The sequence below is a fragment of the Leucobacter chromiireducens genome (assembly GCF_003917135.1).
Lineage (GTDB): Bacteria > Actinomycetota > Actinomycetes > Actinomycetales > Microbacteriaceae > Leucobacter > Leucobacter chromiireducens_A.
Genome location: NZ_RPDI01000051.1, coordinates 1 through 10,195, shown reverse-complemented (window position 1 = coordinate 10,195; position 10,195 = coordinate 1). Strand labels below are relative to the sequence as shown.

The window sequence follows — 10,195 nt, the reverse complement described above, 5'->3', positions numbered from 1 at the left end:
GCCGCGCGCTGGCGCGCGCCGCCCGCGCGAGCGGCGTTGCGGTGGTGCGCGGCGCTGGCCAGGCCCAGGTGGGGATCGGCGATGCCGGACTCGGCGTCACCGAACGCCGCACTCCCGAACTCGGCGATGCCGGCATCGTCGGCGCGGTCGCCGCCACCGATCCCGCGCTGCTGGAGCACGCAGCTGCAGCCGCGGCGGCCGCCGGCCTCCCGCTCGCCCTCGCGCCGTGTGCCTCGCTCGCCGAGCTTGCGGCGGGGCTCGGGCGAATCGAGCGTGCGGGGCTCGCCGCCGCGCGCGTGCTCGTCACTGACGCCGCCGGGCTGATCGCCGCGGAACACGCGCCGGGGGTGCCTGGCGTTGGCGTCGACGAGGCGCGGCTGGACGCGCTCATCGACCTCCTCGGCGCGCACGGCGCGAGCGTGGTGTTCGGCGGCATCGGGGAGATCCCGAGCGTGCGGACGGTCGTGTCGGATCACGACGTCGCGCTCGCGATCCTCCGCGCGGCCGAGCGCGGCGCCGCTCAGCTCATCACCCTGAGCGCCGGCGCGCGCACGAAGCACCGGCTCAGCCAGTACGGCGGCGGCGGGCTCGAGTTCGTGCACACGCGGTTCCTGCCGTATCTCGGCAGGCTCGGCGCATCGCCCGATCTCCTGCGCGGGGCCAGCAGCGCGAACCTCGCTCGCGTCCTGCGCATCCACCGAGAGGACCACGCATGACCGGGCAGCGCGCAGCGATCCAGCTCGACGAGCTCACCATCCCCGACCTCAGCGGTCGCGTGCAGACCGTGCTGGGCCCCGTGCTCCCCACGGTGCTCGGCCCAACGCTCATGCACGAGCACGTGTTCCTCGACATGCGGCGGCCGGCGCACTCGGCGAACCCTCGCCCGGGTGAGTGGGCCGATGCGGCGCAGCTGCCGCTCACCCTCGACACCCTCGCCGCGGTGCGCGGCGGGCAGGTGAGTGCCGAGAACGACGTACTGGGTGAGTTCGCGCAGATGCGCGAGGAGGTCGCGGTGTTCGCCGAGCAGGGCGGCGGCGCGATCGTTGAGGTCACGCCGGCCGGTGTCGGCCGCGATCCGCGCGCGCTCGCCCGGCTCAGCCGCGCGACCGGCCTGCACGTCGTCATGGGGTGCGGCTGGTACCAGCAGGACCTCCACCCGCGCGACTTCGCTGAGCGCTCGGACGAGGAGCTGGTTGCCGAGATCGTCGCCGACATCGTCGGGGGAGTCGACGGCTCCGGCATCCGGGCCGGCGTGATCGGCGAGGTCGGGGCCGAGGGGGCGCCGGTGCCCGAGGCGGAGATGCGGAGCGTCCGCGCCGCCGGCCGCGCCGCGGCGCTCACCGGCGCGCCCATCACGCTGCACATGGGCGGCTTCGGGGAGGAGAAGCTGCGCGTGCTCGACGCGCTCGAGGAGGCCGGCGCCGACCCGCGCGGGGTGGTGTTCGGCCACGCCGGCACGATCGCCGACGATCTGCCGCTCGCGCGCCGCCTCCTCGCGCGCGGCGTGAGCGTCGAGGCGGACTTCCTCGGCACGACGGGCAGTCCGTGGGGCACGCTGTTCCCGTTCACGGACCGCGGGATCGCGCGCGGCTTCGCCGAGCTCGTCGCCGACGGCTGGGGCGCACAGCTCGTGCTCGGGGGAGACGTCTGCCAGCGCGTGCAGTTGCGCAGCTTCGGTGGCCACGGCTACGGCTACATCGTTGAGCACTTCCTGCCGACGCTCGCCGAGTTCGGGGTGTCGGAGCGCGCACTCGAGCAAATCATGGTGGATAACCCGGCCAGGCTGCTCGCCTTCCGGGCCACCGGCGGCGCGTGAGCGGCCTGCGTAGCGCTAGGCCGAGCGGCGGATGCGCGCGATGAACTCGGTCACCTGCGCGTTCAGTGCCTCGGCGCTCAGCCGGTCGGGGCTGACCACCCGGATCACGGTCGCGCCGATGTTCATCATGATGATCTCGTCGGCGAGCTGCTCGTCGGGCAGCGGCGAGTGGATGTCACCGTCGGCACGCCCCTCGGCGAGGTAGCGCAGGCAGCCAGCGCGCCAGCTGTCGAGGTGCGGGTCGTAGCCGCCCGCCAGCTCGGTGCCGAACGCGCACCGCTCCCAGAAGGAGAGCAGCACGCGCGCTGCGGTGGTGTCCTCCTCCGCAATCGGCAGCGTGTAGCGCATGAACATCTCGAGCGCGGTGATCCCGCGCGCGTCGCCGACGTGGGCGAGCAGCCGCTCGCTCAGGCTCGTGAGCGAGCGCTCGTAGGCGCCCTGGATGATCTGATCCTTGCCGGTGAAGTAGTGTTTGAGGGCGCCGTTCGCGAAGCCCGCGCGCCCGGCGATCTCGCGCATGGTGGCCGCCTCGATGCCGCCTTCGACGATCAACTGCCAGGTCACATCGACGATCTCCGCTCGGCGCTGATCATGATCGATGATTTTGGGCATGCCCTGTCCTCTCCCCGCACTGTGGATATCCTCCATTGTAGACGAAAAACTCTGGGGGTCGGGGTGGCCGTCCGGCTTGTCGTGCGCCGCAGAAAGCTTGACTGAGCGGGCAGAACTCGCCGGCGGATCTCGTGCGCCGCGTCTGCCGCATGCCAGCCTCGAAGTGGAAACGCGTGCGACGGTGCCGCGTCAGAGAGGATCCCCATGTCGGCTCAGGCCCCCGCTCACTCAGCTCCCCGCAGCGTCATCGTTGTCGGAGCCGGCTCCGCAGGATCGGTGGTCGCACGCCGCCTCGCTGACGCCGGCGTGACCGTCACGGTGCTCGAGGCCGGGGGTGAGGACACCAACCCGGCGATCCACGACCTCAGCCGCATGGGCGAGCTGTGGCACAGCGCCGACGACTGGGACTACTTCACCACCCCGCAGCCCGGCGCAGCGGGGCGTCGCATGCACCTGCCGCGCGGCAAGGTGCTCGGCGGCTCGCACGCGCTCAACGCGATGATCTGGGTGCGCTGCGCCCCGCAGGACTTCGACCACTGGGCCGAGCTCGGCAACCCCGGCTGGGCGTGGGACGACGTGCTGCCCGTCTACCGCGACATCGAGCGCTTCTCGGGCGGCGCATCGGAGCTGCGCGGCGGCGAGGGGCTTCTCGACGTGACGGACGACTACGCGCTGTCGCCGATCCAGCAGTCGATCATCGATGCCGGAGTGCAGGAGGGCCTCGCGCACAACCCCGACTACAACGGCGCCTCGCTCGAGGGCATCTCGCAGCAGCAGATCACCGTGCGCGACGGCGAGCGGCTCAACACCTACATGGCGTACCTGAAACCCGTGCGGGATCGTGTGACCGTCGAGGTCGGCGTGCGCGTCGACGAGCTGCTGTTCGCCTCGGATCAGGAGCCAGGGGCCGAGCCTCGCGTGGTCGGGGTCCGTGTGACCCAGGCCGGCGAGACGCGCGAGCTCTTCGCCGACGAGGTGATCCTCGCCGCGGGGGCGATCGACTCGCCGCGCGTCCTGCTGCGCTCGGGGATCGGCCCGGCCGACGAGCTCCGCGCCGTCGGCATCGAGCCGCGCGTCGATCTCCCCGGCGTCGGCAAGAACCTGCACGACCACCTGCTGTCGCCCGTGATCTTCGAGACCGAGACGCCGGTTGGCCCGCCGCAGCCCGGGGTGTCCGTAACGCAGACGCACCTCTTCTGGCAGAGCCGGCCCGAGCTCGATCGACCGGACACGCAGCCCATCAACTTCTCGGTGCCGATGTACGGTGACACCCTTGAGCCGCGCAGCGGCGACGGCTTCTCGCTGATGGCGGGGCTCGTCACGCCGCAGGCGCGCGGCTCGATCACGCTCTCCGGGCCGGGGGTCGACGATCCGATCGAGATCGACCTCGACGCGCTCGGCCACGCGGACGACGTCGCCTCGCTCGTCGCGTCGGTGCGGCAGTGCCGCTCCATCGGGCGCCAGGCGGCGCTCGCGGCGGCGCCGGCCGACGGCGGGTGGGGTGCGACCGAGGTGTACCCGGGGCCCGAGGTTGGCGACGGCGAGGATCTCGTCGACTACGTGCGCAGCACCGTCGCGACCTACCACCACCAGGTGGGCACCTGCAAGATGGGTGTTGACGAGCTCGCGGTGGTGTCGCCGCGCCTCGCGGTCCACGGCGTGACGGGGCTCCGCGTCATCGACGCGTCGATCATGCCCCGGGTGACGACTGGCAACACGAACGCGCCGGCCGTGCTGATCGGGGAGCTGGGCGCGCGCTTCACGCTCGCCGGCGAGCGCTAGCGGCGGCCTGCCGCCCGCCAACCCAAGCGATCCGGCATTTCCAAGCCCGAATCGCGGAATACGCCTGTGATACGCCGAATCGCTTGGGTTGGCGGGGCGAGCGGGTCAGCGCTCGTGCGGCGTCGCGCTGAGGTCGCGCAGCGGAAGCAGCGGCCCGCGGGGCGCCGCGCGGAGCGAAACCGTGCGGAATCCCGCGTTGCCCATCGTGGAGTCCGGGGTGTTCCGGGAGCGGGCGGCGTTGCGGTACCGATTGCAGTACGACGGGTGGCAGAGGTAGCTCCCGCCGCGCAGCACGCGCTCGCTCGCCTGCTCGGGCCCGCGCGGGTCGTGCCCGGCGTGGTGCTCGTACGCGTCGGCGGCGAAACCGTCGGCGCACCACTCCCACACGTTGCCGACGGTCTGGAAGAGGCCATAGCCGTTCGGAGCGTAGTGCTCGGCCGGCGCGGTGCCGATCCAGCCGTCGGCCGCGGAGTTGTGTGCTGGGAAAGTGCCCTGCCAGACGTTCGCGCGCCACACCCCGTCGCTGCCGTCGATCGGGGCGTCGCCCCAGGGGAAGCGTGCGCGGTCGAGCCCGCCGCGGGACGCGTACTCCCACTCGGCCTCGGTGGGGAGCCTGCGCCCGGCCCACGCGCAGTAGGCCTGCGCGTCGTGCCAGCTCATGTGCACCACGGGATGATCGGGGGCTGGGTGCGTGCCGCGCGGCGCCGGTCCGTGCGGGTTGCGCCAGTCGGCGCCGCGCACGGAGATCCACCACGGGACCCCGGGCACCGGCCCGAGGATCGCCTCGGTTGGCGCATCAACGAGCAGGTGGAACACCGCGGATACCCCGAAGCGCTCCGCGTCGCTCGTATAGCCCGTGGCCGCGACGAAGCGCGCGAAGTCGGCGTTCGTGACCGTAGTCGCATCGATCTCGAACGCGTCGAGCGTGACCTCGTGGAGCGGAAGCTCGCCGTCGGCCGCGATCCCGTCGTGCTGCACATCGCCCATGGTGAAGCTGCCGCGAGGGATGCTGCGCTGGGCGATACGGTGCTCGCGCTGCGGCACGTGCGGCACGTGCGATGCGGTGGCCGCCGCGCGCGGCGCCGCGGCGCGGTCGTGCGGGGCCCGCGCGGGGGTGCAGCAGCTTCCGCCGTGCGGTCCGTCGCCCGTCACGCGCGCGCCTCGCAGGGGCGGAAGCTGTCGAGCAGGGATTCGAGGCTCGCGCTCAGCTTGTCGTCGCTCGCAGCGTCCGGCACGAGCACGGCGAGCATCTGCCAGCCGGCGTTGCGCGCGGAGACCTCCTCGATCGCGATCTCAAGGTCGAGGTCTGCCCGGAGCTCGCCATCCTCTGCCGCCTCCGTGAGGAAGCGGCGAATCAGTCCGCGGCGGCGCACGATGGCCTCGGTGTGAATCTCGCGGAGCGACTCGTCCTGCGCCGCGCGGTCCCAGAACGAGAGCACGACGCGGGACTTCTCGGCTCCGATGCCAGCGAAGGGGAGGAGGACGCGCGACATCTCGCGGAGCGCGTCGAGCCCCCGGATCGCGCCGACGCGGCGGAGTGTCTCGGCGTGCGAGGTGTTGAACACCTGCAGGTAGGCGGCGGTGAGCAGGCTCTTCTTGTCGGGGAAGTACCGCGCGAGCGCGCCGTGCGCGTATCCGATCTCCGCCGCGATGCCGCGCATGGTCACGCGGTCGAAGCCGTCGCGGATGATGATCCTCGTAACCGCTTGCACGATCTCCGCGCGCCGCTCGTCGTGATCGACAATCTTGGGCATGTCACGCACCTCCCTGGTGACTCGATCCTAGGAGAGCCGCGGGGCGAGCGCCCGGCAGCGCGCAGAAAATCTCCACGTGGTGATTAAACGTTATCTCCCTGTGATCTTTCTGCGGGGATCGAGGGCATATTCTTTAGTCACCGTCTGGTGATTTTAAGATCGTGGCGACTCGACCGAGCCGTCCAGGAGCGACGAAGGAGTCGACCAATGAACACACGTACTCGGACGCTGCGAGCCGCAGCGCTCGTCGCCGGAGTCGCGCTCGCGCTGGCCGGCTGCTCGACCGCATCCGCCGGCTCGGGCGGGGGGACCGAGCCGGGCTCCAGCGGCGAGGGCGGCACCGAAACGCTGCGCGTCGCAACGATCGGGCTGACCTCAGACGGCAGCCTGCTCACGGGCATCGAGCAGGGCTTCTTCGCGGAGGAGGGGCTCGAGATCGAGACCTCCATCGTAGCCAACCCGCCGGCCGGCCTCGCCGCGGCGCAGGGCGGCCAGGTCGACATCGCCTACTCGCCGAGCATCCCGCTCCTCAATGCCCTCAGCCAGGGCGTCGAGCTCCGGGTCGTCGGCGCGGCCGACGGGTACCCGGCTGAGCCCGTCGCGGAGGCGGACGCCGCGAACTTCGATGACACGGGACTCTTCGCCGCGGCGGCGAGCGGGATCGAGCGCATCGCCGACCTGGCGGGCAAGACCATCGCCGTCCCCGCGCGCAACGCGCAGCTGGAGGTCGTGATCGCCGGGGAACTCAAGGACGCGGGCATCGACCCGAAGACGGGCGTCAACTGGGTGGTGCTCGACTTCACCTCGGCGGTGTCCGCGCTCGAGAGCGGTAAAGTCGACGCCGCCGGGCTGGTGAGCCCCTTCACCACCGAGGCTGAGGCCGCCGGTGCGCTGCAGCTCGCCGCGCCATCGATCGGCTTCTTCGAGACCGGCGCGACGGGGCTGTGGGTCGCTGGCGCACAGACGCTCGAGCGCAAGGCCGACGCCGTTGCCGCGTTCCAGCGCGCCATCGTGAAGTCGAACGCCTACGCCACCGCGCACCCGGACGAGGCCATCCAGGCCGGGCTCGACGCAACGGAATCGCCACTCGAGATCGCCGACGTCAAGGTGCCGGTGTGGCCGGCGGCCGTGCTGTCAGAGGACCTCGAACGGCCCAACGAGAAGATGGCCGCGCTCGGCTTCCTCGCGGCGCCGCTGGACCTCGACGGCGTCATCGTCTCGGACTAGCGGAGCGGGCGAGACACACCCATGAACCGAACATCACTGCTCCGTGCCGGGACCGGCGCGCTCGGGGTGCTCGCCGCGCTCGCCGTGTGGCAGCTCGCCGCGACCGTCGGGCCGCTCGCGGCCTCGCCGCTGCCGACGGCGGGGGAGTCGCTCACCGCGCTCCTCCGCCTCCTCGGCGCCCCGGAGGTGTGGGTCGCGATCGGCGACACGGTCCTCATGGCGCTCAGCGGGCTCGCGATCGCCGTCGCCTCCGGTGTCCTCATCGGCGTCGGGATCGGCGTGTCCCCGCTCGCGATGCACGCCACACGCGTCCCCCTCGAGTTCCTGAAGCCGATCCCGCCGATCGTGATCCTGCCCGTCGTCGCCCTCGTGCTCGGCCCGACCGCGGGGATGGGAATCTTCCTCGTCGCGTTCGGCTGCTTCGTCGCGATCGCGGTGCAGACGGCGGCTGGCGTGTTCGATACCGACCCCGTCGCGCGCGCAACGGGCCGCTCATACGGCATGGGCCGCGTCGAGATCCTCACCAGCATCGTGCTGCCGAGCGCCCTGCCCTACATCGGCACGGCGGTGCGTGTTGCCGCGCCCACCGCGCTCATCGTCGCGGTCGTCGCCGGCCTGCTCGGCGGCGGCCCGGGGCTCGGCCAGAGCCTGCTGTTGTCCCAGCTCTCGGGCAACCAGGAGCAGCTGTTCGCATACGTGCTGCTGCTCGGCACCCTCGGCCTCGTCTTCCAGGGCCTGAGCCAGTGGGGCGAGCGCCGCCTCCTGCACTGGCACCCCCAGTACCGAACGGAGCGTCCCTGATGGTCTTCACGTCCTCGATCCCGACGCGCACCCGCGCGGCACGCCGCCAGCCCGGGCTCGGGATCCCGCGCGGCGCCCTCATCGCCGCGGAGATCCTCGTGCCGCTCGCGCTGCTCGCAACCTGGTGGTTCGCCTCCGCCGGCTCGAGCAACGCGTTCTTCCCGCCGCTGCAGACGATCCTCGAACGGCTGATCGCCGTCGCGCAGACCCCGAAGTTCTGGCTCGACGTCGGCTCATCCCTCGGCAACCTGCTGCTCTCGTTCGCGCTTGCGAGCGCGCTCGGGGTGCTGCTGGGCGCGGCGCTCGGCCTCGTGCGCCCGCTCGCATGGTTCGTCGAGCCGACGGTGCACTTCTTCCGCGCGATCCCACCCGTCGCCCTCGTGCCGATCTTCGTGTCGCTCATCGGCTTCGGGAACGAGACGCGCATCATCTCGATCACGCTCGCCGCGCTGTTTCCCGTGCTCATCTCGACGATCGACGGGATCCGCGGCGCCGACGAGACGCTCGGCATGGTGTCGCGCGTGTACCGGCTCGGCTGGGCGGACCGCGTCTTCGCGGTGACCCTCCCCGCGGCGAGCCCGCGGATCCTCTCCGGGATGCAGGTGGGCCTCATCACCGCGTTCGTCGTGATGATCGCGAGCGAAATGCTCGGATCCTCAACCGGCCTCGGCGCGTGGACGCTGCTCGCGCAGCAGTCCTTCGCCATCGCGGATATGTGGGCTGGCATCCTCACGCTCGGGGTCATCGGCTACGCGACGACGGCCCTGTTTACCCTCCTCCGGCGCAGCGTGCTGCGCTGGTACATCGCATCGCAACAGCAGGAGAAGAATCTATGACCAGGATCGCGCTCAGCGACGCGCCCGTGCGACTCAGCGTGCAGGGCCTCGCCAAGACCTACGAGACGAAGCGCGGTGGCGTCCCCGTGATCGCCGACCTCACCTTCGACGTCCGCGCCGGCGAGATCGCCTGCATCGTCGGTCCGTCGGGGATCGGGAAGACCACGCTGCTCAAGTGCCTCACTGGGCTGCAGCCGATCTCCTCCGGGTCCGCGCGCATCGACGGCACGCTGATTGACGGCCCGCCCGAGGAGATGGCGCTCGTGTTCCAGGAGTACACGCGCTCGCTGATGCCCTGGCTCACCGTCGAGAAGAACGTGCGGCTCTCGCTGCGCCACCTCCGCCTCCCCGCTGCGGAGCGGGAGGAGCGCGTCAGCCAGGCGCTCGCCGCGGTGGGCCTCGCCGGCGCTGAAGCCCAGTACCCGTGGCAGCTCTCCGGGGGCATGCAGCAGCGCGTCGCGATCGCGCGCGCCATCGCCTACCGCCCCGAGGTGCTCGTGATGGACGAGCCCTTCGCCTCCGTCGACGCGCAGACCCGATTCGAGCTTGAGGATCTCTGCCTGCGCGTGCGCGAGCAGTTCGGCATGACGATCCTGGTCGTCACGCACGACATCGACGAGGCCGTGTACCTCTCCGACCGGGTCATCGTGCTCGGCGAGCGCCCCGCACGCGTGACACGGATCCTCGACATCGACCTGGGGGAGGAGCGCGACCAGATCGCCTCCCGCGCACTCCCGCAGTTCGCCGAGCTGCGGAGCGAGATCCTCGCGCTCATCCGAAAGGCCGGCTGAGCGTGGGCGACGCGGGCGGCGGTGGTGCGCGCGGCTACGAGGAGTTCGGCGGGCGCGCCGCCGAGTTCGCCTCCGACTCGACGCCCTGGTGGCCGGAGCAGACCCGAGCGGCGGCTGGCGCGCCGAACATCGTGGTGATCCTCGTCGACGATCTCGGGTTCAGCGACCTCGGCCCGTTCGGCAGCGAAATCGCCACCCCGGCGATCGACGCGCTCGCCGCCGCGGGGTGGACGTTCACGAACTACCGCACGGCGCCGATGTGTTCGCCAGCGCGCGCGGCGCTCCTCACGGGGCTGAACCCGCACCGCGCCGGCTTCGGCTTCGTGGCGCACACGGATCCCGGGTACCCGGGCTTCACGTGCGAGCTGCCGGCCGCGGCGCCGACTCTTGCCGAGTCGCTCCGGGCTGGCGGCTACGCGACCTTCGCGGTGGGCAAGTGGCACCTCACGCTCGAGTCGCGGCTGCACGACGGCGCGGATCGCTCATCCTGGCCGCTGCAGCGCGGCTTCGACCGATACTTCGGGAGCATGGACGGCTTCACCTCGCTCCACCACCCGCACCGCCTCGTCCGCGACA

11 protein-coding genes are annotated in these 10,195 nt (G+C 71.7%); 8 read left to right on the top strand and 3 right to left on the bottom strand.

The annotated features are described in order from the left end of the window. Together EGM46_RS14770 and EGM46_RS14060 are read left to right on the top strand one after the other, a co-directional pair. The coding region (locus EGM46_RS14770) for a hypothetical protein (protein ID WP_206427593.1) at positions 1-716 on the top strand (716 nt) is incomplete at its 5' end. Beyond that, complete coding sequence (locus EGM46_RS14060; protein ID WP_125100755.1) at positions 713-1,816, top strand: phosphotriesterase family protein; 1,104 nt, start codon at positions 713-715, stop codon at positions 1,814-1,816. The genes EGM46_RS14770 and EGM46_RS14060, both read left to right, overlap by 4 nt. Before the next feature lie 15 nt (positions 1,817-1,831). On the opposite strand, the gene EGM46_RS14055 is transcribed toward EGM46_RS14060, so the two are convergent. Then, positions 1,832-2,428 (bottom strand): TetR/AcrR family transcriptional regulator, encoded by a 597-nt coding sequence (locus EGM46_RS14055; RefSeq protein ID WP_125100754.1) that lies wholly within the window; start codon positions 2,426-2,428, stop codon positions 1,832-1,834. Between the two features lie 204 nt (positions 2,429-2,632). Between EGM46_RS14055 and EGM46_RS14050 the strand changes: the two genes are divergently transcribed. Continuing rightward, a complete protein-coding gene (locus EGM46_RS14050) occupies positions 2,633-4,210 on the top strand; it encodes a GMC family oxidoreductase (protein ID WP_125100753.1) in 1,578 nt (525 codons plus the stop codon). A 105-nt stretch (positions 4,211-4,315) separates the two neighbouring features. Here EGM46_RS14050 and EGM46_RS14045 read toward each other — a convergent pair whose 3' ends face one another. Both EGM46_RS14045 and EGM46_RS14040 read right to left on the bottom strand, forming a co-directional pair. Then, positions 4,316-5,362, bottom strand: coding sequence for a formylglycine-generating enzyme family protein (locus EGM46_RS14045; RefSeq protein ID WP_431194092.1), 1,047 nt, complete (start codon positions 5,360-5,362; stop codon positions 4,316-4,318). After that, on the bottom strand, positions 5,359-5,964 hold the full coding sequence (locus tag EGM46_RS14040) for a TetR/AcrR family transcriptional regulator (RefSeq protein ID WP_125100752.1): 606 nt from the start codon (positions 5,962-5,964) through the stop codon (positions 5,359-5,361). Before EGM46_RS14040 ends, EGM46_RS14045 begins: the two co-directional genes overlap by 4 nt. A 207-nt stretch (positions 5,965-6,171) precedes the next feature. On the opposite strand from EGM46_RS14040, the gene EGM46_RS14035 reads away from it, so the two are divergent. The 5 genes from EGM46_RS14035 to EGM46_RS14015 form a co-directional block, all read left to right on the top strand. Next, a complete protein-coding gene (locus tag EGM46_RS14035) occupies positions 6,172-7,191 on the top strand; it encodes an ABC transporter substrate-binding protein (protein WP_125100751.1) in 1,020 nt (339 codons plus the stop codon). 21 nt (positions 7,192-7,212) lie between these two features. Continuing rightward, positions 7,213-7,992, top strand: a complete 780-nt coding sequence (locus EGM46_RS14030) for an ABC transporter permease (RefSeq protein WP_125100750.1) — start codon at positions 7,213-7,215, stop codon at positions 7,990-7,992. Further along, the gene (locus tag EGM46_RS14025) at positions 7,992-8,828 is read left to right on the top strand and encodes an ABC transporter permease (protein WP_125100749.1); all 837 of its coding nucleotides are present in this window, start codon (positions 7,992-7,994) and stop codon (positions 8,826-8,828) included. Before EGM46_RS14030 ends, EGM46_RS14025 begins: the two co-directional genes overlap by 1 nt. Then, positions 8,825-9,619, top strand: a complete 795-nt coding sequence (locus tag EGM46_RS14020; RefSeq protein WP_125100748.1) for an ABC transporter ATP-binding protein — start codon at positions 8,825-8,827, stop codon at positions 9,617-9,619. Before EGM46_RS14025 ends, EGM46_RS14020 begins: the two co-directional genes overlap by 4 nt. 2 nt (positions 9,620-9,621) lie before the next feature. Then, positions 9,622-10,195, top strand: a 574-nt coding sequence (locus EGM46_RS14015) for a sulfatase-like hydrolase/transferase (protein WP_206427592.1), incomplete at its 3' end; no start/stop codon positions are given.